This window comes from Thalassovita mangrovi, assembly GCF_009857745.1.
In the GTDB taxonomy this organism is placed as follows: domain Bacteria; phylum Pseudomonadota; class Alphaproteobacteria; order Rhodobacterales; family Rhodobacteraceae; genus Thalassobius; species Thalassobius mangrovi.
Genome location: NZ_WWEN01000005.1, coordinates 111,712 through 134,486 on the forward strand (window position 1 = coordinate 111,712; position 22,775 = coordinate 134,486).

Below are 22,775 nucleotides of genomic sequence, written 5' to 3' on the forward strand. Positions count from 1 at the left end.
GGTAAGCCGATGAAAGTGACCTGGAAACTGCCCGATGGCGGCGAAATCGCCGCCGATGTCAAAGACGGGATCAACATGATGGAAGCCGCCGTCGCCAATAACGTTCCGAACGTGATCGGCGAATGCGGCGGCAACCTGAGCTGCGCCACCTGCCATGTCTATGTCGATCCCGACTGGATGGGCAAAACCGGCGCAGCGGATGAATTCGAGGACGCGATGCTCGACGTGGCCGAAGCCCCGCGTCAGGACAATTCGCGCCTGTCGTGCCAAATCACGGCCAGCGCGGACCTCGACGGTCTGGTGCTGATCGTACCCGAAGTCTGATCGGTAGTCTGATTACCAGCGGTCGAGCGCCGCTTCGTCCGCGTCCTTGGCTTCAACCCATTCGGCGCCCGATTGGGTGAATTCCTTCTTCCAGAACGGCGCGCGGGATTTCAGGTAATCCATCAGGAATTCGGCGGCCTCGAAGGCGTGCAGCCGGTGGCGCGACGAGGTCGCCACCATCATGATCCGGTCATCCGCCTTCAGGTTGCCATAGCGATGGATGATCAACACATCGCCCAGGTCCCAGCGGTCCATCGCCTGCGCCGCGATCTTTTCCAGCGCCTTTTCGGTCATGCCGGGGTAATGTTCGATCTCCATCCGGTCGAGCCCCTCGCCCGGCAGGTCGCGCACGATGCCGGTGAAGGTCACCACCGCGCCCATGCCCTGCTGCGCATCGGCAAACCCTTCGGTTTCCGCGCCCAGGTCGAACGGTTCTGATTGCACCCGGATGATCATAGAAGCCTCCTCAACCGCCGGTCATCGGCGGGAAGAACGCCACTTCCCGCGCGCCTTCCAGCGAGGCGTCGAAATCGGTCAGTTCCTGATCCACCGCCACGCGCAAGGCGGACAGGTCGGAAAAGGCCACCTCGTAGCGTTCCTCGCGCCCGCGCAATTCCTCGACCAGCTCCGCCACGGTCTTGGCCGAGCTTTCGACCTTTTCACGGGGAATCCCGATCCGTTCGCGGACCCAGGCGAAATACAGCACGTCCATGTCAGTGATCCTTCAGATGCGGCAGCGCCTTGCGGAAATAATCGAAGCCGGTGACCAGCGTCAGCACGGCGGCGATCCACAGCAGGCCCAGCCCCAGGTTGGACGCCCAGAACATCCCGCGCTGGTTCCAGAGTAGCCGGTGAACATCCTCGGCCCGCCCGGCCAGGATATCGGCGATCATGGCGTCATCCAGCCCTTGGCTGTTCATCGCGAAATGATGTTCGAACACACCGTGCGAAAACAGCGTGGCGATGGCGACCATCTGGAACGTGGTCTTCCACTTGGCCAGCTTGGTCACCTTCAGGGTGCCGGCGGTGTCGCCCAGATATTCGCGCAGGCCGGATACGAAGATTTCGCGGAACAGGATGAAGGTCGCGGGCAGCACCAGCCAAGGCGACATCGACGAATAGCCCACGATCACCATCAGCGCGATCACCACCATCGCCTTGTCGGCAATCGGGTCGAGCATCGCGCCCATCTTGCTTTCCTGCCCCCACAGCCGCGCCAGGTAGCCGTCGAACCAATCGGTCACCGCCGCGCCGATGAACAGCAGCAGCGCGAACCAATCGGCATAGGGCCGTGCGAAATACAGAAACATCACCGCCACGCCGGGGGCTGCGGCCAGACGGATAACCGTCAGAATATTCGGGATCGTCCATTGCATAGCGCCTAGATACCCTGTCTGACCGGCGGGGGAAAGCGGGCGTTTCGCCCGCGACGCTCCCACGGGTCCGGATCGGGTCCCGGCTCAGGCCTCGGCCGACTGTTCGGCGTCGCGCCGCCGGCTCCATTTCTCGATCGCCTGCTTCAGCACGGCAGCCTGCACCGGCTTGGTCAGGTAATCGCTGACCCCGGCTTCGAAACTGCGCTCGGCCTCTTCCTTCAGGGCGCTGGCCGAAATCGCGATGATGGCGGTTTGCGGCCCGCCCCGGCTGGCCTCGACCTCGCGAATCTTCCGCGTCATCTCAAGCCCGTCCATCACCGGCATCTGGCAATCGGTCAAAACCATGCCGAACCCGTTGGCCTGCCATTTCTCGAACCCTTCCGCGCCGTTTTCGGCGGTTTCGAATTCAATCCCCAGCAGTTCCAGCTGCCTGGTCAGCACCGCCATGTTCAGCGGGTTGTCCTCGACCACCAGAACCGGGTCGTAAACCGTCTTCACCGCGTCCAGCGGCAGGGCATCGAACTGGCGCGCCCGTTCTTGCGGATCATTGACACAGCGGCCGGTCAGCATGGCGATGCCGCGCATCGTGTCGGTCAGCTGCATCGGGAAGCGGTAGGACACATAAAGCCGCGGCTTGACCAGCCCCTTCGGATTGTCCCGGGTCGGGTCCATGATCAGCAGGTTGCACTCCGGATTGCGCTCAACGATCTGATCGACCAGGGCAAGGTTTTCCTCCAGCGTTTCCAGCGCCAGCAGCAGCACCGTGTCGTCATCCGCCGCCGCCGCGGCCTCCAGCAAGTCCTCCCGGCTGGCCGGCATGGCGACCTTGGCCCCGCGAAGTTCGTAATACTTGGCCATCCGGGCGTTATAGACCGGCTTGTCCATCTGAATGACCAGATTGACGCCGTCGATCTTGGGCAGGCCGGTTTCGCCGCCCTTTTCCTCCAGCGGCAGCGTCACCGTGAAGGTCGATCCCTCGCCCAGCTTGCTTTGCACCTCGAGCGTGCCGCCCATCAGGTCGATCAGGTTGCGGGTGATGACAAGGCCCAGCCCGGTGCCGCCGAAGCGCCTTGTGGTGGATTGCTCGGCCTGCTGGAACGGGCGGAACACGGTACGGATGGTTTCCTCGCTCATGCCGATGCCGCGGTCGATGACGCGGAACCGGATCGATTTGCCGTCGCGGCCGCGATCGACCCAAAGCTGGACGAAGCCCTGCTTGTCCTCGGTCTCGCCCCAGTTGGAAAACTTGATCGCGTTGCTCAGCAGGTTCAGCAGGATCTGGCGCAGCCGCAGCGGATCGCCCTCGACCCAGTCGGGCACTTCCGCATCCACATAGATCAGGAACAACACGTTGTTCTTGCGCGCCTGCAAGGTCAGCGACTCGGCGGTCTTTTCCACCGCCTCGACCAGCGCGAAACCGGTCTTTTCGATTTCCAGCTTGCCCGCCTCGATCTTCGACGCATCCAGGATGTCGTCGATGATGCTCATCAGGAAGAACGAAGAATCGCGGATCACGCTGATCATCCGCCGCTGGTCGTCGTTCAGCTCGGTGGTTTTTTCCAGCAGCTCCATCATGCCGACGATGCCGTTCATCGGCGTGCGGATTTCGTGGCTCATATTGGCCAGGAAGGCCGATTTCGCCTTGCTGGCATATTCGGCCTCGACCCGCTTGTTGTGCTGCACCTGTTCGGCCCGCATGAACAGGGCGATCACCCCGAAGGCGACCAGGGCCGTCAGCAGCCCCGCCAGCAAGATGCGCACCCGCACCGACGTGCGGTAATCGTCGGTCTGCAAGCGCGCGTATTCGACCAGGAACTTTTCATAGATGCCCTGTTCATAGACCGATGTATTGTGCTCGATCTGCCAGACATTTTCGTCCATCGCCGTCAGGACATCCGGTGTCGGCGACAGGCCCGCTTCCTCCATCAGGCGCAGGTTATCTTCGATGAAGGCGACCGTCTTCAGAAGGTCGGTGTATTGATACAGGAACGGGCTGTTGGCGAATCCGATCGCCGCCCGCAGATATTCCGTGGCCTCCACCAATCTGTCTTCGTCCTGCGCCAGGACCGCGGAATGATAGGACGCCAAGCCGTTGCCGCTGAGCTGATCGATCTTGAAGCTCAGCCGCGTCGAATCGATCATCTGAACCACGAGGCGGGAATTTTCGATGCTGCGGGAACCGCTGCGAAATTCATACACAGCATAGCCGACGGCAACGGCCACCCCCAGAAGGATGACCATGACATACCTGGCGTTCCAGAGCCGGGTTACTTTTTGAATTCGATCCGGGTGATCATCCAAATCCATTTCGAAAGAATTTCCTGGTATGCGAGTTGGTTGGGATCATAGTCGGGGAATACGACACGCAACGGGCCTTTCTTATCAAAGCCGAAGTAATCCCCGTTTACGCGGGTTGAAATCAGGATACGGAAATTTTCCCACTCTTCCCGGTCAAAGGTGATGGAGTATTGGTCGATGGCCGTCAGGGTGATCGACTGCACATCTTCGGCACCGAACCTGTGCACCAGATCCTTGATGAAAACGCCTGTGTAAAGATCTTCGCGCTGCTCGAACGGGTTGAAAACCGTGAATTCCTGCAGTCCGGCCGTTTCCAAATCCTTGACCGTCACTGCGGCGGCCTGCCCGTCTGCCAGCGCGCCGGAAAGCCTTATGATCCGGCTGCCGTCTTCTGCGGCGGCGGTCACCGTCGCGAACATCGCCGCGACAAGCAGGGCCAGTATTCTGAGCAGGGCACTCGTAGATTTGCACATTTTAAACAGCCCTTTTGCACCCCTGTCGCGTTCCCGCTGACAGGAATTGCGTTTGGATTTTGATTCGGACGTGAAACATTTAGCTATAAAAGGCTATTTCAGAGATTTCTCAAAATCAATGTGTGCCGCACAGTGCCCGAAATTGGCCTGAAATTGGCGCGGAACCGGAAACCGCCCGCCAATCGGCCCGAAAAGCCAAAGCCACGCTTTGCGCCAATCAGCCCTTTTCGTGGAAGAAATCGTAGATCGTTTCGGCCAAGGCATCCGAAATGCCGTCGACCGCCTTCAGGTCCGCCAGCGCCGCGCGGCTGACCGCCTTGGCCGATCCGAAATGCGCCAGCAGCGCGCGTTTGCGCGTCGCCCCCACACCCGGCACATCGTCCAGCGGCGTCGCCCCCATCGCCTTGGCCCGCTTGGCGCGGTGGGTGCCGATGGCGAACCGGTGCGCCTCGTCGCGCAGGCGCTGGATGAAATACAGCACCGGGTCGTTCATCCGCAGCGCAAAGGGCCGGGTTCCGGGGCGGTGGAATTCCTCCTTGCCGTGGTCGCGGTCGACGCCCTTGGCGACGCCTACCATCGGGATGTCCTCGACCCCGAATTCCTCCATGATCTCGTAGACCGCCGACACCTGTCCGGCGCCGCCGTCGATCAGCAACAGGTCGGGCCACAGCCCCTTGTCGCGGTCAGGGTCGTCCTTCAGCAGCCGTTTGAAGCGCCGCGTCAGCACCTCTTTCATCATGCCGAAATCGTCGCCCGGGGTCAGCTCATCGCCGCGGATGTTGAACTTGCGATACTGGTTCTTCATGAACCCGTCCGGCCCGGCGACGATCATGCCCCCCACCGCGTTGGTGCCCTGGATGTGCGAGTTGTCGTAAACCTCGATCCGCTGCGGCGGCCCGTCGAGGCCGAAAGCCTCGCCCAGCCCCGCCAGCAGCTTCGCCTGCGTCGCGCTTTCCGACATCTTGCGCGCCAGGCTTTCGCGCGCGTTGCGCGCCGCGCCCGCGACCAGTTCCGCCTTCTCGCCCCGCTGCGGCACCAGGATTTCCACCTTCCGGCCCAGCTTCTGGCTCAGCGCCTCTTCCATCAGGTCGGCGTTTTCGATCGGATGCGACAGGATCAGCTGCCGCGGCGGGTCCTTGCTGTCATAGAACTGGCCCAGGAAGGCCTCCAGCACCTCGGGCGCCTCGATATCGACGCCGACCCGGGGATAGAAATCGCGGTTACCCCAGTTCTGCCCGGCGCGGATGAAGAACACCTGCACGCAGGCCTGCCCCTTTTCCAGGTGCAGCGCGACGATATCGGCCTCGCTCACCGTGCGCGGGTTGATCCCCTGCTGCGACTGCACCTGGGTCAGCGCCTTGATCCGGTCGCGCAAGGCGGCGGCGCGCTCGTATTCCATCGCGTCGCTGGCCTTCATCATCTCCGCCGCCAGCTTTTCCTGAATGTCGGTCGACTTGCCCGACAGGAAGCGTTTGGCATCCACCACCGTGGCGGCATAATCATCTTCGGAAATCTTGCCAACGCAGGGCCCCGAACAGCGCTTGATCTGGTACAACAGGCAGGGCCGCGTGCGGCTGGAAAACATCGCGTCGGAACAATTGCGCAGCTGGAACACCCGCTGCAGGTGGTTCAGCGTCCGGTTCACCGCCCCGGCGCTGGCGAAGGGGCCGTAATAACTGCCCTTCTGCTTCTTCGCGCCGCGGTGTTTCTTGATCTGCGGAAACGGGTGGTCGGCAGTCACCAGGATATTCGGGAACGATTTGTCGTCGCGCAGCAGCACGTTGTAATGCGGCTTCAACTGCTTGATCAGGTTCTGTTCCAGCAGCAGCGCCTCGGTTTCCGTCCGCGTGGTCAGGAACATCATCGAGGCGGTTTCCGAAATCATCCGCGCGATCCGCCCCGAATGGCCGGTCGGGCGGGCATAGCTGGACACCCGCGCCCGCAGATTCCGCGCCTTGCCGACATAGAGAACCCGCGCCTGCGCATCCAGCATCCGATAGACGCCGGGCGAGGAATCCAGGGTCTTCAGATAGGACTGAATCAGCGCGTGGCCGGTCAGCGATTCGGGTGTCGATTCGGACATGTTAACCAGATATGATTCTCAGGGTGCCGCTGCAATCTTTGGTATCAAAGGGCAAGGAAAAACCTTTCCACCGTTTCTGTGGATAAGTCTGCCGATAACTTCCGGGTACTTGAAAAATCTCCTTGTTTTTAACCCGGTTCACCGACTTGCCTAAAAAATAGGCACGGTTATAACTACTTGTTATTGCTATGTATTTTTTGATCGCCCGAACAAGTGATTGATAAAGTTACATATTTTGTAACATCCCCGTGACACCCCCGTGACAGGTGCACAACTTCAGGCGCAACGGCTTGGTTACTCTTCAATTCCCATCACATCGGGGGTCTGCCAGCCAAGGTGCTGACCACCATCGGTACATATCAATTGGCCGGTAACCGCAGGCGAATCGAGGAAAAAACCAAGCGCCGCATTCACGTCCGACGGGTTCGATCCACGGCCCAGAATCGTCGCCCCGCGCTGGCCCTTGAAATGGGTTTCCGACTGCCGTTCGCCGCGCAATGTCGGCCCCGGCCCGATCGCGTTCACCCGCACCCTAGGCGCCAATCCCTGTGCCGCCGTCTGGGTGAAGGCCCACAGCCCCATCTTGGCCAGGGTATAGGTCATGAATTCCGGCGTCAGCTTGCGCACCCGCTGGTCGATCATGTTAACCACGACCCCCTGAGCCACCGGTTCGCCCATCTCGTCCGTCACCGGATCGGGTACCTGTGCCGCCATCGCCTGGGTCAGCACGAAGGGCGCCCGCAGGTTGGACTCGAAATGCCGGTCCCAGCTGGTGCGGGTCGCGGTTTCCAGCCGGTCATGTTCGAACACCGACGCGTTGTTCACCAGGCAGGTCACCGGGGTGTCGAAGGCCGCCTGCACCTTGGGGAACAGCGCCTGGGTCTCTTCCTCGCACAACAGGTCGGCCTGGAACCCCACCGCCTTGCGCCCCATGGCGCGGATATCGTCGATCAGGCTTTGCGCGTCATGCACCGAACTGCCGTAATGCACCGCCACGTCGTAACCGCGCCCGGCCAGATAGGCCGCCATCGACCGCCCCAGGCGTTTGCCCGCCCCCGTGACCAATGCGACTGTCATGCGATACCCCCCTGCGCCCGGTTCAGCTCAATACCAGAAGGATATAGCCGCCATAGGCCACCGACAACACGACACCCCAGGCCCGGGTGATATCGGTCTTGAGAAACACGAAGGGGATCAGCAGCAGCGACGCGCCCAGCATCACCCACAGATCGAAGCGCAGGAAGGCCGGGTCGACCGGGATCGGGCTGACCATCGACGCGATGCCGATGATCGCCAGCAGATTGAACACGTTCGACCCGATCACGTTGCCCAGGGCCACGTCCGCCTGGCGCCGCAGCGCCGCCATCACCGTCGTCGCCAGTTCCGGCAGCGACGTGCCCACCGCCACCAGGGTCAGCCCGATCACGGTCTCGGAAATGTTGAACATCCGCGCGATGGTCACCGCGCTGTCCAGCAGCAGATCCGCACCCAGCGGCAGCCCGACCAGGCCAAGAACGATATAAAGGGCAATCTTCCACCACGGCATGTCGGGATCGGCGCCTTCGGGTTCTTCCAGCTCGTCCTCTTCCCCCATCGCCATATGCAGCCGTGCCTTGTGGAAGGAATGGAACAGCACGCCCGCCAGCGCCGCCAGCAGAACCAGCCCGCTGATCCAGGTGAACACCCCGAAGAAACAAAGCGCGATGAACAGGACCGTCGCCCCGATCATCAGCATATAGCTTTCGCGGCTGTCGCATTCGCTGGTGTGCATCCGCGCCAGCAGCGCGGGAATCCCCAGCACCATCAGGATATTGGCGGTGTTCGACCCCACCACGTTGCCAAGCGCGATGCCCGGCACGCCTTCCATGGCGGCGGTGATCGAAATCAGCAATTCGGGCGCCGAGGTGCCGAAGGCCACGATGGTCAGGCTGACGATCAGCGCCGGGATACCGACCCGCAGGCTCAGATTGACCGCCCCCTTGACCAGCGCATCCCCCGCCAGCAGCAGGATCACCAGCCCCAGAGAGGCGTAAATCCATTCCATCATGCGTCAGCGTCCCTTCTTTTCGCAGGGACACGGCCCCTTGCCGATCTTGAATCGCCCGCAGCGCGGGCATTTCGCCGCCTTCAACCGGTCTTGGCCGGGAAAGCGGAATTTTCCGAACATCGCCAGAACCGCCATGCCGACAAGGAACAGGGAAATGATCTTGAAAATCATGTCACAACCCGAACCGCGCATAGGCCGCGCGTTCCTCGATCACGCCCACCGCATCGCCCAGCAGCGACGCGCCGAACCGCTGCAACAGCCCGCGGCGGCGGCCATAACGGACAAAGCGCACCTTGTCGCCGTAAAGCTCCTTCAGCTTCGGTTCGGCCCGGCCCAGCCCGTCGATCAGCCCCAGTTCCTGCGCCTTCTGGCCCATCCAGACCCGGCCGCTGAACAGATCGGGATCGTCCGACAGTTTGTCGCCCCGGCGGTCCCGCACATACCCCTCGAACACCCCGTGCATGTCGCCCAGGATTTCCTTCAGCCGTTCGACATCCTCGGGCTTTTCGGGCTGGAACGGGTCCAGCATCGATTTCGATTTGACCGATGTATAGACCCGCCGCTCGATCCCGTGGCGGCTGATGAAATCATGCGCGCCGAAGCCCGATGAAATCACCCCGATCGACCCCACGATCGACGCCGGATCGGCATAGATGTCGTCGGCCGCAGCGGCCAGCCAATAGCCGCCCGAAGCCGCCACGTCTTCGACGAAGGCATGGACCGGAACCTTCTTTTCCTGCGACAGGCGGCGGATACGATCCGCGATCAACGCCGATTGCACCGGCGATCCGCCGGGCGAATTGATGATCAAAGCCACTGCCGCGGGCTTGCCCTTGCGGAACGCCCTTTCGATCACCGGCGCCAGCGCGGCGTCGTTCAACGGCGCGCGCGGACCGCTTGCGATCATCCCCTGCAGACGGAGGACGGCGACGCGGGGGCGGGATTTCAGAAAGGGCAGGTTCAAGCTCATATCGCCCATTTAGACACCGGCTGCTGGGCAGACAAGGCGCAGCCCCGGCAGCTTGCGCATTTCGTGTCGAAAAAACTGCGAAAGGGCGCATTGGCGTCACTTCGCCCTGCCCGGCTCAGCCGGCCAGCATCTTCAGCCCCTGGGTCACGTCGGACCGCACCGCCAGCCGCAGCCCCGGCTCATCGCCCGCTTTCAGCGCGGCGATGATCAGCCGGTGATAATGCGGCGGTTCCTTGCGGCGCAGCTTGCCGTAAAGCGCCCGCATCGTCGGGCCCAGCTGCAGCCACACGGTTTCCGCCATCGCCAGCATCGCCGGCGCCTGCGCCCGCAAGTAAAGCGTGCGGTGAAATTCCAGGTTGGTGCGGATATAGCCCACCGCATCCTGCCGCACGATGGTTTCGGCCACCGCGCCGTTGATCGTCTGCAACCGCTCGATCAGCGCCATATGCGCCCGCGGCAGCGCCCGGCTGGCCAGCTCCACCTCGATCAGCGACCGCAGCGCGGCCAGCTCCTCGATCCGCTCGTTGCTCAGCTCCGGCGTCGACACCCGGCCCGATGTCGACAGGGTCAGCGCCCCCTCGGCCACCAGCCGCCGCAGCGCTTCGCGCGCGGGAGTCATCGAGACGTCGAATTCCTTGCCGATGCCGCGCAGGGTCAGCGCCTTGCCCGGCTCGATCTCGCCATGCATGATTCGGCTGCGCAGCCCGCGATAGACCCGGTCATGGGCCGAACTGGATGTGGAATCGGTGCGCGATGTGATCAGCATGGGCTACATGTGATCACAAACCCCGAAATCGTCAATCGCCAAACCGGAACCGGTGCAGTTCCGACCCGTTTTCGCGCAGCCACAGGCGCGGCGCCTCGTAATCGCCGTACAGGTTTTCCACCTCTTCCCAGAACCGCGCCGAATGGTTCATGTGGCGCAGATGCGCGACCTCATGCGCGGCGACGTAATCCAGCACCTCGGGCGGCGCCATGATCAGCCGCCAGGAATACATCAAGGCCCTGGACGAGGAACACGATCCCCAGCGCGACCGGGTATCGCGAAGCGAAATCCGCGTATAATCCCGCCCCAGCGCCTCGGCGTATCGATCCGACGCCCCCGCCAGCCGCGCCCGCGCCATCTGCTTCAAAACCGCGGCCAGCCGCCGCCCCACCGTGTCGGGATCGCCCGGCACCCGGATCGCCCCGTCTTCCAGCGCCACCCGCCGCCCCGGCCCCGCCACGACCTCCAGGTAACGCCCCTCCACCGGCAAGCGGCATCCCAGCTGTACCGGTTCCAGCGCCGGGCGTTCGCGCAGCTGCATCCGCAGCCAGTCGGCCTTTTCCTCGGCAAAAGCGATTCCCTCCGCCGCCGGGGTGCCGCGCGGCAGGGTCAGCGTCACCTTGGCATCAAGCCCCGACACCCGCAGCGACAGCCGCCGCGCCCGCGCCGACCGGCGCAGATGCACCCGCACCGGGGGGTTGCCATCGACAATATGGTGCCCCATATCGCCCCCCGTATCCCCTTTGTTCGAGATCACCGCCCGCCTATCCTTTAAAGCCTTTGACACTTAGGGCCTGTTATGGCAGTTGGCGCAGATCGTCGACAAGACCACAAGATTTGAAAGGACCGCCAATGGCCAAGGAAGAATGGGGTGTAAAACGCGTTTGCCCGACCACCGGCAAGCGGTTTTACGACCTGAACAAAGACCCGATCGTCAGCCCCTATACCGGTGAAGTGATCGAGCTGGACAACAGCAAGAGCCGCATGATCGCAGCCGACGCCGAAGACGCCGCCAACAAGAAGGCGACCGCCGCCGACGCGGACACCGATGCCGACCTGGTGGATGACGCCGATGTCGATGTCGATCTGGACGACGACCTGCTGGACGAAGACGAAGACGATAACGTCTCGCTGGACGATCTGGCCGACGTTCCGGCCGACGAAGACGAATAATCAAAAACATGTCTGCGGGCGGAATTTTCCGCTTGATCCCGCCCGCAGCATTGCCTAAGTAGCGGCGCACAGGCCGGAACGGCCGGCAATTTGGGGCCTTAGCTCAGCTGGGAGAGCGCTTGCATGGCATGCAAGAGGTCAGGGGTTCGATCCCCCTAGGCTCCACCAAATTCCTTACAGTTCAACACGATAGCTTGGCGTTAGATCGCTGTGACACATGGCTGTGGCACGGAATGAAGCTAGTTCGGTTTCTGCTGGGCAGCCTCCAGTTCGCTCACGCGGGCACGCAGCGATTGGATTTCCATCAGAAGCACAGGGACCATCTTGGAATAGTCCACCTGCCAGACGTCCTCTGCGGCCCCGGTCAGCGCGCCTTCATTGCCGGCGCTGACAACTTCCGGCAGATGCTGGTTGAGCTCCTGCGCGATCACCCCCCAGCGGACATGATCCCCTGCCTTGAAATCGAACTCACGGACGGCGATGGCGTCGATGATCGCGCCCGCATCGGCTGCGGGTTTGATGTTCTCCTTCAGACGCGCATCTGAGGTCGTGTTGTAGATCGTGCTGCTGCCGCCGTTCTTGATGCTGCCGACGGTTATGCCGTCCTTGCGGAAATCGAAGAAGTACGGGGCCCTTGTGCCCAGACGGTTCAGGACAACCGTGCCTGCGTCGGAGGCGTATAATTCGGTATTGATCCCGGCAGCGTCCGACCAGGTGATCGCGTCGGTGGAAGACAGGCCGACAGCATGGCCGACGGCCGGGCTATTGCCGTCCGAGGACACCTTATAGAGAGAGGTGGCCCCGAACAGCAGACCCCAGTTGAACTGGGCCCCCTTGGTTTTCCCCTTCCCGTAGGTACCGCGCACCTGGAATGCGACGTCTGCCCGCTTTGCGTTGCTGTTGCCGCCGCCAGCGTTCACCATCACCCCCTTTGAATGTCCGGAATATCCCGCGGCATACGGGGTGATCGCGCCCCAGACCGCATCGGTATTGAAGTTCATGATGCCGAACTCGGCCGCCCAGGTGCCGCCGCTCGCACCGGGGGCGACAACGCCTTCGCCGTAGATGCCCCAAGCGTTCTTGCCTTTGGAATTCGCGTCCTGCCGGGCGACACCCGCGACGCCCAGCGCGAAATTGTCCCCCGTTTTTGCGGCGCCGGACACGGCGATGGCCCCGTCGCCACCGGCCAATTCCCCATCGATCGACGAAACCAGCTGGGCGTAGGTTTCAAACCACTGCAGCCGCGACCCCGGGCCAACGAACACGTTGTCGCCCTCGTCATCGGTCTGCAACCAGCCGCTCGACCCCTGCGCCTTGGCCGCACCTTTCCCATTGTGGTTCGAACTGTCGCCTATGAACAATCGTCCGGGCCAACGGAAAGCCGCACTGTCGTGTTTTCCTCCGAGGAAGAAAGTCCCGGCCCTCCCGGTCAGCCCTTTGATGGTCCTGGGAGAATCCGAAAGGGTTCCGGACTGGGATATTTCGAATGCTCCAGCCCCGGCAGTGTCGTTCTTCGCAAGGCGGAACGAAAGCCCTTGCTCGGCGGCCATATCCGCCGACTCCGCAGGACCGACCGACGCGAAACGGGCCCTATCATATCGCAACGCGCGCGGCATGGTGTCGGCCTGAACATAAACGTTGGGATCGGGCTGGCGGTTGGAATTCCAGTCCGCGGCTACAGGCGATACCGACACCACCGCCAGAGCAGCACCGGCGATCAAACATTTCTTCATAAGCGGCCTCCAAGACGGCTGGTTCACTCAATTACGGTAGCACCATTCCAACACCTCTGCTTCGCAAAAGCCTGAGGCCCAAAGCAAGCCTCTTCCTCCGCCGGTGGCGCGAAAGCGCTTGCTGCGGCGATTGGCGGGGTCGGAAAAGGGAGCTTCCTGCTTGTAACGCCTGCGTGGCCAGCGCTAACCTGCGCGCGAAAAATCCGGGAAAAGAAATGCTAGGAACAGAATTTTGGCGCCGCATTCTGAATCGGCTCGGCCGGTCGCTCAAAAGCGCAAATCCACACCCGGATTCCACCTTGCAGGCCCGGCCACGCCATGCTGCATCCCCGGCCCATAAGACCAAGACATCCAAAACGGATGCAACAACGGCTGCAAACCCGAGCCCGGGCAAGCCACCTGCAAAAGAAGTGGTGGAAACAGAATTCTGGCACCGCATGCAGTACCGGCGCCACCAGTGGGCCACAGGCGCGAATCCAAATCCGAATCCCGCCTTGCAGGCCCGGCGACGCTATGTTGCCTCCCTGGTCCATAAGTCAAAGATGCATGAGTACGCGCAGAAACTGAACCTGCCCATGCCGGAAGGCTATGCCGATGTCGCTACGGTTGAAGAGCTGGATTTCAGCAAGCTGCCCGAAACGGTCGTGATCAAGCCGAACAATTTGGCAAACAACGAATGCGTCATGCTGTTCCGCAACGGGATCGAGGTCTTTACCGGCGATGCAGTCCCCATATCCGAGCGCCAGGAATATGTCCGGGCAACCTTTGCCAAATCGGCAAAGGTGAACAAACAAACCCGGATCCTGGCCGAAGAATACATTCAGGATTACGACCCCGCCTATTCCGTTCCGCGCGATTTCAAGGTTTTCGTCGCAGGCGGGAAAGGCCATGTCATCCAGGTTGTCGACCGCGTCGGCCCCAAACCGGAATGGAGCCATCGGTATTACAACCGTGACTGGGTCGCCTATGGCGATTTCCAGGGGTCGAACCGGTTTGGCAAGGAAATCCCGAAACCGCCGCATTTCGACGAACTGATGTATTATGCCGACAAGATCGCCGCGGATATCGGCTGCTTCATGCGGCTTGATTTCTACATCACGCAAACGCGTGTGGTCTTTGGGGAATTCACCTCTTATCCGAATGCCGGCAAGCGCTTTACCGAACTTGGCAGCGCGGTCATGTGTGATCTGATGGATCGCTACCCTGATACGGTCTGAGTATTTCCGAGGGTGTCCCTCCCCGACTGGTGCGGTGCGCTTTTAAAGTCAAAAGCGACGCCTTCAACCTTCTTAAATAACAAAGACCAAACGCCTTGATCAGGGTTGCTCGATCAATCCCAAAATGTAACTTTTACGTGCGTTTCTAAAACTGAAGAATAAACGGGAACCCGTCATGAAAAAACATTTGGGCAAACTTGTTGGATTATTGCTTTTCACTGCCGTGTTTATCTTTGCCAGACTGACAATGGACAAGATTTTTAATGAATTCTCAAGTCCCTCATCATCCTTTTCCGAAGCAGATGCCGAAAAGGTAATTGAAGGCACTCCAACGTCTGCCGCAATGTATCACGCCCTACAAGAATACTACCCCGATGAAGCTGGTTACTTCCGCTCACAATTTGTGGAGACAATAAAAACCAGCCGAAACCAAGAAAGCGCAAACGCAGATGGGTTCAAGATTGGGGCAGAAATCCGTCGCCGTCATGCCCCCCACTTGCGGAAAGCGCCCGATAAATCGTTGCAGGAAGTTCTTCAGCTTCAAACGCAAATTATCGCAATGTTCGAGGACGATACGGCAATGTGCAATCGGGTCATAATGTTTGGGGCCGGTTCCATTCCGAAAGACAAAAGACAGCGCATCGAAGGAGTGTTGGATTCCACTGGTGTAATATTTCGGGCAATGCACGAGGGCGAATACTCACCTGTCCAAAGGGAACCGGTTACTGAAAACGACTGGAGGCAAGTGATCGCGGAGTTTTCCACCGCAGGCGGAACGGAGACCGAACTTGCGCTGGTCATGGAACCCGACGTTGAGAATGCGCAACTCTGCAATGCGATGCTGCGCTTTTTACGCGTTCTGACCGACGCCGACTTTCCTGGGGCCGACCGCCCACGCGCCGAGATAGCCGCAGCGATGCTCGAAAGTTAATGCACGCGTCCACTTTGATCCTTTTGCGCTCCCGTATTCGTCATTGATTACGATATGCTTTTTACCGGGCTTGTGTACCGTTTCGCGCTTCAATTGGCGTGAAATGACGTTTTTTAGAACAGGGGTTGCAATGTACTAGCACGCTGCCCGGACAATCGGCTGTCCTAATAGCTTCCCCGTTGCACCCCAACGCAGGTTCCGTATTGAATGACCCGATCCCGATCAACGCCACGGACCCGCCATGCCCCAGACCGATCACGATCTCGCCCCCGGCTTTCCCGGCAATGCCGATATCGTCGCCCTGACCGATTGGCGCCACGAGTTGCACCGCCACCCCGAACTGTCGGGGCAGGAAGCGGCGACCGCGCAACGGGTCACCGACATGCTGGCCCCGACCAATCCCGACCGGGTGCTGACCGGGCTGGGCGGACATGGCGTCGCCGCCGTCTACGAGGGCACCGAAGACGGCCCCGCGATCCTGCTGCGCTGCGAACTCGACGCGCTGCCGATCGAGGAACTGGGCGACCGGCCCTATCGCTCCGAGGTGCCCGGCAAGGGCCACCTGTGCGGCCATGACGGCCATATGGCGATCCTGGCGGGCGTCGCCCGCTGGCTGGCTGCCAACCGGCCGCTGCGGGGCCGCGTCATCCTGCTGTTCCAGCCCGCGGAGGAGGATGGATCGGGCGCGGCCCGGGTCATCGCCGATCCGCGCTTTGCGGACATCAAGCCCGATTACGCCCTGTCGCTGCATAACATGCCGGGTCTGCCGCTGGGCCACGCGGCGCTGGAAACCGGCCCGATGGCCTGCGCCTCGCGCGGGATGCGGATCACCTTGACCGGGCGCACCGCGCATGCCTCGCAGCCCGAAACCGGCGTCTCGCCGGTCGCGGCCATGTCGCGGCTGATGCCCCTGCTGACCGGGCTCGGGCGCGGCGGCGCGCCGGCGGATCCGGATTTCTCGCTCGCCACCGTGACCCATGCGCGGATCGGCGAACCCGCCTTCGGCGTGGCGCCGGGACAAGCCGAGCTTTGGGTCACCCTGCGCACCCAATCCGACGCGAAGATGGCGGCGCTGGTGGCACAGGCCGAAGCCGCCGTGGTCGAAGCGGCCGCCGCCGACGGGCTGACCCACTCGGTCGACTATCACGACGTGTTCCGCGATTGCGTCAACGACGCCGAGGCGGTGGAACTGATGGCAGCCGCGCTCAGGGCCGAAAACATCCCGCTGGAACCCGGCCGCCTGCCGATGCGCGCTTCCGAGGATTTCGGCCGCTTCGGCGATCATGCGAAATCGGCGATGATGCTGCTTGGCTCGGGCACCGGATGCGCCGCGCTGCACAACCCCGATTACGATTTCCCCGACAGCCTGATCGCGGTGGGCGCGCGCATTTTCGTGCAATGCCTGCGGCAACGGCTGTACTGATTTTCCGCCCATCCGGCGCCGCAGGGCATCTGTACCGTTTCGCAGTGCAAATGGCGCAAATGCCCCTGAAAAACGCTACGGATCGCCCGGCCGGACGGGACCGTAGCCCTAGTTCATCAGCCGCAGATTGTTGACCTGCGGCCGGACCTTGCGCAGCCAGAATTCCAGCTTGTCGCCCAGCTCCTCGATCGAGGTGGGCTTGATCAGGAAATCGTTCATACCTGCTTCAAGACATTCGATTTTCTGTTCCTCGAACGCATCCGCCGTCAGCGCGATGATCGGGGTTTCGGCGCGGCCTTCTTCGGTTTCGGTCTCGCGCACCTTGCGGGCAAATTCGATCCCGCTCATCACCGGCATGTTGCAATCGCTCAGGATCAGATCGTAATCGGCGCTGTTCCATTTCAGCAGCCCCTGCTCACCATCTCCAACGATATCAACGTCATAGCCCATCCGGTTCAGCTGCGTGCGCAGCACCATCTGGTTGATCTGGTTGTCCTCGGCCAGCAGGATCCGGTTGCGCGTGGCAGCCGGTTTCGCCGCCTCCTCAGCCGGCGCATCCCCCGGCACGCCCCGCGCTTCGGCCCGGCCGCTGTTCTGCAGCGCCTCCAGCAGGGTCGACGGCAACAACGGCTTGGTGTCCAGCACGGTGCAATTATCCGGCAAAGCCAGCCCGAGGGCGTTTTCGCCGGCCAGCAGGATGAAATGCACCTGCGGATGCACGTCGGTGATCCGGATCATGTTGTCCAGCAGGTCCTGGCTCACCGGCTGCTGCATCAGCACCACCGGCGGCAGATCGAAGGTGTGCAGCAGGTCGATCACCTCCTCATAGCTCTGCGCCGCCTGGTAGACGCCGTTGGCCACCTTGATATGACCGCTGAGGTTCCCCGCCTCTTTTTCATCGGCGAAATAGCCGATCACCGCCTGATGCTTCAGATCGGTCTTGTGCTGATGGGTGGCGATTTCCTTGATCGGGATATCGACGCTGAAGGTCGACCCGACGCCGGGTTCGCTTTGCACATGGATGCGGCCGGTCATCAGCTCGACGATCTGCTTGGAAATCGTCAGGCCCAGCCCGGTGCCGCCGAAACGGGCCGAGGTGTCGGCGCTGGCCTGGGTGTAGGGCGAAAACAGCCGGTCCACCACGTCCTTGGACATGCCGATGCCGTTGTCGCTGACCTCGAAATAGGCCCGCCCGGGTTCATGCGCCGCGAAGGTCACCTTCACCGCACCCTTCTTGCCGCTCATCTGTTCGGCGGAAAACTTGATCGCGTTGCTGCACAGGTTCAGCAGAACCTGTTTCAGCCGGGTGCCATCGGCATGGATGCTGTCGGGCAGGTTGGGCGAGAAGGAAAAAGTCAGGTCGACATCGCGTTCCTTGGCGATCGAGCTGCACAGCTGGATCGTTTCCTCGACCGTCTGGCGGAAATCGATCGGCGAGGGCGCCAGTTCCATCCGCCCGGCTTCGATCTTGGCGATGTCCAGGATGTCGTTGATGATCGCCAGCAGGGTCGAGGCCGAGGTCGCGATCAGCCCGACGTTTTTCTTCTGATCGGGCTTCAGGTCGGACGAGGCCAGGATCTGCGTCACCCCGATGATCCCCTGCATCGGCGTGCGGATTTCGTGGCTCATCGAGGCCAAGTATTTCGTCTTGGCGGCGCTTTTTTCTTCCGAGGCGATCACTTCCTTGGTCCGCTCGGCCAACTTGCGTTCCTTGGCGGTCAGCACATAGGCGAACAGCGACAGCGCCGCGATCATGATCACGTTGATGGCGAACAGCAGGTTGAAATCGCGCTGCACGTTGCCGACCAGGTTCATTTCCTGCCGCCGCGCCGCCTGATTGGAATATTCCGACAGGAAAATCAGTTCCGAGTTGAATTCGAACAGATAGGCCTGGATCTTGTCGGCCACGCCGCGCCCCAGTTCGGGATCGCCATTGGCCAGGTAATGTTTCACGTCGTCGCCGATCAGCTCGACCATCTGCGGCAGCGATTCAACGACCGTCAGCGACCCGCCCTGCGGCAGATCCTTGGTGTCCCATTCCTTCGCCGGGCCGTCCTGGGTGCGGATTTCCAGGATTTCCTGATGGAACAGGATGTCCTCGCGCGCGCTTTCGGTCTGCGACAGGCGGTATTCGTTCACCGCATCGAGAAGTTTCCGGAACCGGAATTCGACCTGCATCAACGCGTTGATGTCGTCGTACATCTCAAGGTGATTGAAGCTCAGCTGCGGGCGTTCGCGCTTGACCGCGAACAGGAATGGCAACGCCGCGAGGTAAACCACCACCAGCAGGATGAGAAGTTTCTTAACCCCGCCAGCCTTGTCAGCAATACGCATCGCGAAACTCATCCCGAACTCCAAACCAATCCCTGTTGTGATCCTTCATCGGCGCAACCGCCCGGGAACGTCCTTTCAAGTCAGGTTCTTGAAAACAGCCCTTGCCCGTAAATACGGATAGATGCGGAGGTTTTTTTATCGGAAATTTCATCCAGAACGATCTGTCCTGATCCTTCATCGGACCAGAATTCGATCTTGATGGACCCGGCCTGCCCTTTCGGCAGCTTGAAGGAATAAGGGACGCTGTTCACCGCGGCGCGGAATTCATCCACCAATGCGGCCTGCCCCATCGGGATGGCGAGATCGACAATCATCAGGCTGTCGGTGGCCGTCTTGGACACGATCCGGGTGCCATCGGGAAAGCGGAAGAACGTGTTGCGCGCCATTTTGACCGCCGGGCCGTCTTCGTTTTCCGACTGCTGCCCGATCAGGATGGTTTTCTTGTCGGAGCCTTCCATCTGCAGGATCTGTTCGGGGTTCGACAGGAGGGTGGAGGATGACGCCCCCTCCTCCGGCGAGGAATACCCCGACAACACGATCAGGTGGGCTGAAACCGAGCCGGCCGCGGCCAATACGGCTATGGGCTTCCACATTTCAACCATTCCTTTCTTCCGGAGTTTGGGGCCCGCAAGGGTGCGCTCCAGTTACGTCATGCCGCGACCAAGGCTGCAAACCCGCTGCCGCGAACCCTATCAACCCTTTGTCTTTGCTCAGAAAATAGATTTCAAAGCGGCTCTTTCGGTTCATGACGGTCTCTTTTTTCACGTCCAACACAGCAACATTGGTATTTTCCAGGTAACCTAAATAACGTCCGGACTACCGTTCGCTTTACCCAAAAATATACCCGTGTGATTGCAAACCCCTAGAATCCGACAACCTAAGGGGTAGAAGCGCTTGAAATGGTTGGGATTCCTGACGGAGTCAAAAATGCCGGAAAACATGGGAATGCGCCGCCACCGGATCGCCCGCCCGGTGAATCCAGCAGTTTTGCAAGGCGATGGGCCTCGACGGCCGGACAGGAAAAGTCCTGCCGCACCACTGCCGACACCTAATCGCATGAAAAACGCCAAAAAAATGACGGTAGGACAGAAAGGTTTACTTTTTACCATCCGGTCAACGGATTGCCGCCGCGGGCCTCGATCTCCTTCCGGCGCCGGCACCGCACCCTCGTTTTCGGCCACAGCCGGAGCTGTAAGAAAAGCTTAAAGCTTCGGTTACCTTAGCGTCATGGACATCGCTTATGCGAACCGGCAGTTGCCCTGGAAAGGGCTATGTTGCTTGGAGAACAAGAATGTCCCTGACCCGTCGTAATGTCCTGAAACTGTCCTCGGCAGCCCTTGCCGCCCCCATGGTCCTGCGCGCCACCGATGCCCTGGCATCCTCGGGCAGCGTCAAGGTTCTGGCCTGGCAGGATTACATCCAGCCCAATATCGCCGAAAAATTCGAAGCCGACACCGGCATCAAACTGGAACTGACCACCTTCGGGTCGAACGACGAAGCTGAATCGACCATCCGCGCCAATGGCGGCAAGGGGTTCGACATCGTGTTCCCCTCGATCACCAATGCCGCCGGCTATCTCGACGACAGCGGCGAAAGCTTCTTCGCCGAAGTCCCCGCCGAGGTGAATGTCGATGCCGTCATCCCCTCCTTCCTGCGCGACAGCGCCGGTCTGGGCGGCATGCATAACGGCCAGCAGATCCTGCTGCCCTTCGACTGGGGCACCGAGGGCCTGACCCTGAACCGCGGCAAGCTGGACATCTCCGATGCCGACCTGTCCTTCGGCGACCTGTGGCGCCCGGAAGCCAAAGGCGGCGCCGCCTTCCGCCAGAAATCGGCGATCATGGGCACCGGCCTGTATCTGGATGCGATCGGCGAAGTGCCGTCGAACCGCATGCTGGACGTCTACAAATCCGAAGACGACGCCCGCCGCGTCTGGGGCGCCATCGCCAAGTGGATGATCGAGCGCAAGGAAAACTTCGGCGCGTTCTGGAACAACGCCACCGAAGCGACCGCCGCGTTCAAGGATGCCGGCTGCGTCATCGGCCAGACCTGGGACACCACCGGCCTGCTGCTGAACCGCGAAAACAGCGACTTCGTCTACCGCGCCCCGAAAGAAGGCATCATCACCTGGCTCGACAGCTTCGGCATGCTGAAGCAGGCCGAAAACCGCGACCAAGCGATCGCCTTCATGAACTTCATGCTGCAGCCGGAAGTCGGCGGCATGTTCGCCAACAACACCGGCTACAACTCGGCCGTTGCGGGCGCTGCCGCCTTCGCCTCGGAGGAATTCAAGCGCCAGTTCAACGAAACCTACACCCCCGAAGTTCTGGGCAACATGTGGTGGTGGCAGGCCGACACCCCGTTCTTCGCTCCGATCCGGAACGAAATCGTGGAAATCATCACCAACGCCTGATCGGGGCGCTGGATGACGATATGTTCGGGGGCGGGCCTGCCGGTCCGCCCCCGATCCAATGACAATAACCGCGCAATGACCGGGGGTGACATATGCACGGAATGGACGTGACGCTTGACCGGGTCGAAGTGACCTATCCCAACGGCTTTACCGCCGTTCAGCCCACCGACCTGACCATTCGGGCCGGCGAATTCTTTTCCATCCTCGGGCCCTCGGGCTGCGGCAAGACGACGATCCTGCGCGCCGTGTCGGGCTTCGTCGATCCCAGTGCGGGCCGGGTGATGATCGGCGGCGAAGATCAGAAGGGCCGGTCCCCGAACCAGCGCCCCACCGCACTGATTTTCCAGAACCTGGCGCTGTTCCCGTTGATGAGCGTGCGCGACAACGTCGCCTTCGGGCTGGAGGCGCGCGGCGTGTCGAAACGCGATCGCCACGCCAAGGCCGAGGAACTGCTGCACCTGGTGGCGCTTGGCGATCAGGCCGACAAGAAACCCGGCGAACTGTCCGGCGGCCAGAAACAGCGGGTGGCGATCGCCCGGGCGCTGGCGGTGGAACCCTCGGTGCTGCTGCTGGATGAGCCGCTGTCAGCGCTGGACCTGAAGCTGCGTCAGCACATGCGCGCCGAGCTGCGCGACATTCAGCAGAAAACCGGCGTGACCTTCATCTATATCACCCATGACCAGGGCGAAGCGCTGACCATGTCGGACCGGATCGCGGTGATGAACAAGGGCCGGATCGAACAGGTGGGCACCGGAGACGAGGTCTATTCCCGCCCCGACACCGCCTTTGCCGCCTCCTTCGTCGGCGAGATCAACCAGTTCCCGGGCCGGGTCAGCGCGCTGGACGGCGAGATGGCCTATATCGACACGCCGCTGGGCCGGTTGCTGGGCCGCAACCCGCAGCGGCTGCAGCCGGGGGCCGAGGCGATCCTGTTCGTGCGCCCCGAAAACATGGGTTTCCAGACGTCCGAGAGCGGCCAGCCCTTCGGCAATCAGTTCAACGCCCGCATGGTCCGCCGCGACCTCGAAGGCGCCTTCATCAATTTCCAGCTGCAGCCCGAGGCCGACACCCCCTCGGTCGCGCTGCACCTGACCAATAGCGGCGCGGTGCCCGCCTTCGAGGCCGATCTGGACACCAAGGTCGGCTTCACCTGCGAAAGCGCGCTGGTCCTGCCCAAGGGGCAGCTGGCCCGCACCGGACGCGAAGAGGCCTGA

22 protein-coding genes and 1 tRNA gene are annotated in these 22,775 nt (G+C 61.5%); 8 read left to right on the plus strand and 15 right to left on the minus strand.

Going from position 1 to position 22,775, the window contains the following annotated elements; genetic code table 11:
* Positions 1–9: 9 nt before the first annotated feature.
* Positions 10–324: a 2Fe-2S iron-sulfur cluster-binding protein gene (locus tag GR167_RS12800; RefSeq protein ID WP_160974010.1), complete on the plus strand. Its 315-nt coding sequence runs from the start codon at positions 10–12 to the stop codon at positions 322–324.
* 12 nt (positions 325–336) lie between these two features.
* Here the strand turns inward: GR167_RS12800 and GR167_RS12805 are convergent, their stop codons facing one another.
* The 12 genes from GR167_RS12805 to GR167_RS12855 form a co-directional block, all read right to left on the minus strand.
* Positions 337–780, minus strand: a complete 444-nt coding sequence (locus tag GR167_RS12805) for a molybdenum cofactor biosynthesis protein MoaE (protein WP_160974011.1) — start codon at positions 778–780, stop codon at positions 337–339.
* Between the two features lie 10 nt (positions 781–790).
* The gene (moaD, locus tag GR167_RS12810) at positions 791–1,036 is read right to left on the minus strand and encodes a molybdopterin converting factor subunit 1 (protein WP_160974013.1); all 246 of its coding nucleotides are present in this window, start codon (positions 1,034–1,036) and stop codon (positions 791–793) included.
* A 1-nt stretch (position 1,037) separates the two neighbouring features.
* The gene (gene pgsA, locus GR167_RS12815) at positions 1,038–1,700 is read right to left on the minus strand and encodes a CDP-diacylglycerol--glycerol-3-phosphate 3-phosphatidyltransferase (protein ID WP_160974015.1); all 663 of its coding nucleotides are present in this window, start codon (positions 1,698–1,700) and stop codon (positions 1,038–1,040) included.
* An 84-nt stretch (positions 1,701–1,784) separates the two neighbouring features.
* Positions 1,785–3,842, minus strand: coding sequence for an ATP-binding protein (locus GR167_RS12820; RefSeq protein ID WP_160974017.1), 2,058 nt, complete (start codon positions 3,840–3,842; stop codon positions 1,785–1,787).
* Positions 3,843–3,967: 125 nt separating this feature from the next.
* Positions 3,968–4,471 (minus strand): hypothetical protein, encoded by a 504-nt coding sequence (locus GR167_RS12825; RefSeq protein WP_160974018.1) that lies wholly within the window; start codon positions 4,469–4,471, stop codon positions 3,968–3,970.
* 217 nt (positions 4,472–4,688) lie between these two features.
* Positions 4,689–6,554: an excinuclease ABC subunit UvrC gene (gene uvrC / locus GR167_RS12830; protein WP_160974019.1), complete on the minus strand. Its 1,866-nt coding sequence runs from the start codon at positions 6,552–6,554 to the stop codon at positions 4,689–4,691.
* Between the two features lie 294 nt (positions 6,555–6,848).
* Positions 6,849–7,631: an SDR family oxidoreductase gene (locus GR167_RS12835; RefSeq protein ID WP_160974020.1), complete on the minus strand. Its 783-nt coding sequence runs from the start codon at positions 7,629–7,631 to the stop codon at positions 6,849–6,851.
* A gap of 22 nt (positions 7,632–7,653) precedes the next feature.
* A complete protein-coding gene (locus GR167_RS12840; RefSeq protein ID WP_160974022.1) occupies positions 7,654–8,601 on the minus strand; it encodes a calcium/sodium antiporter in 948 nt (315 codons plus the stop codon).
* A gap of 3 nt (positions 8,602–8,604) precedes the next feature.
* Entirely contained in the window at positions 8,605–8,772 is a 168-nt protein-coding gene (locus GR167_RS20160) for a hypothetical protein (protein WP_212769953.1), read from the minus strand.
* 1 nt (position 8,773) lies between these two features.
* Positions 8,774–9,571 carry a S49 family peptidase gene (locus tag GR167_RS12845; RefSeq protein ID WP_160974024.1) on the minus strand — a complete coding sequence of 266 codons (798 nt, stop codon included), beginning with the start codon at positions 9,569–9,571 and terminating at the stop codon, positions 8,774–8,776.
* 115 nt (positions 9,572–9,686) lie between these two features.
* Positions 9,687–10,337: a GntR family transcriptional regulator gene (locus GR167_RS12850; protein WP_160974025.1), complete on the minus strand. Its 651-nt coding sequence runs from the start codon at positions 10,335–10,337 to the stop codon at positions 9,687–9,689.
* Positions 10,338–10,368: 31 nt separating this feature from the next.
* Positions 10,369–11,061 (minus strand): M48 family metallopeptidase, encoded by a 693-nt coding sequence (locus tag GR167_RS12855; RefSeq protein ID WP_160974027.1) that lies wholly within the window; start codon positions 11,059–11,061, stop codon positions 10,369–10,371.
* A gap of 128 nt (positions 11,062–11,189) precedes the next feature.
* On the opposite strand from GR167_RS12855, the gene GR167_RS12860 reads away from it, so the two are divergent.
* Both GR167_RS12860 and GR167_RS12865 read left to right on the plus strand, forming a co-directional pair.
* Positions 11,190–11,510, plus strand: coding sequence for a TIGR02300 family protein (locus tag GR167_RS12860; RefSeq protein WP_160974029.1), 321 nt, complete (start codon positions 11,190–11,192; stop codon positions 11,508–11,510).
* A gap of 92 nt (positions 11,511–11,602) precedes the next feature.
* Positions 11,603–11,678 (plus strand) — tRNA-Ala (locus GR167_RS12865).
* Positions 11,679–11,749: 71 nt separating this feature from the next.
* Here the strand turns inward: GR167_RS12865 and GR167_RS12870 are convergent.
* On the minus strand, positions 11,750–13,243 hold the full coding sequence (locus GR167_RS12870; RefSeq protein WP_160974031.1) for a tail fiber domain-containing protein: 1,494 nt from the start codon (positions 13,241–13,243) through the stop codon (positions 11,750–11,752).
* Positions 13,244–13,416: 173 nt separating this feature from the next.
* Between GR167_RS12870 and GR167_RS20295 the strand changes: the two genes are divergently transcribed.
* The 3 genes from GR167_RS20295 to GR167_RS12885 all read left to right on the plus strand — a co-directional run bounded on the left by GR167_RS20295 (position 13,417) and on the right by GR167_RS12885 (position 16,814).
* Positions 13,417–14,460, plus strand: a complete 1,044-nt coding sequence (locus tag GR167_RS20295; RefSeq protein WP_160974033.1) for an ATP-grasp fold amidoligase family protein — start codon at positions 13,417–13,419, stop codon at positions 14,458–14,460.
* Between the two features lie 175 nt (positions 14,461–14,635).
* The gene (locus GR167_RS12880) at positions 14,636–15,391 is read left to right on the plus strand and encodes a hypothetical protein (RefSeq protein WP_160974034.1); all 756 of its coding nucleotides are present in this window, start codon (positions 14,636–14,638) and stop codon (positions 15,389–15,391) included.
* A 241-nt stretch (positions 15,392–15,632) separates the two neighbouring features.
* Complete coding sequence (locus GR167_RS12885) at positions 15,633–16,814, plus strand: amidohydrolase (protein WP_160974036.1); 1,182 nt, start codon at positions 15,633–15,635, stop codon at positions 16,812–16,814.
* A gap of 108 nt (positions 16,815–16,922) precedes the next feature.
* Here the strand turns inward: GR167_RS12885 and GR167_RS12890 are convergent, their stop codons facing one another.
* Positions 16,923–19,148, minus strand: coding sequence for a hybrid sensor histidine kinase/response regulator (locus GR167_RS12890; RefSeq protein ID WP_160974038.1), 2,226 nt, complete (start codon positions 19,146–19,148; stop codon positions 16,923–16,925).
* 80 nt (positions 19,149–19,228) lie between these two features.
* A complete protein-coding gene (locus GR167_RS12895; RefSeq protein WP_160974039.1) occupies positions 19,229–19,741 on the minus strand; it encodes a hypothetical protein in 513 nt (170 codons plus the stop codon).
* 698 nt (positions 19,742–20,439) lie between these two features.
* Between GR167_RS12895 and GR167_RS12900 the strand changes: the two genes are divergently transcribed.
* Positions 20,440–21,561 (plus strand): extracellular solute-binding protein, encoded by a 1,122-nt coding sequence (locus GR167_RS12900; protein WP_160974041.1) that lies wholly within the window; start codon positions 20,440–20,442, stop codon positions 21,559–21,561.
* Between the two features lie 92 nt (positions 21,562–21,653).
* A complete protein-coding gene (locus GR167_RS12905) occupies positions 21,654–22,775 on the plus strand; it encodes an ABC transporter ATP-binding protein (RefSeq protein WP_160974043.1) in 1,122 nt (373 codons plus the stop codon).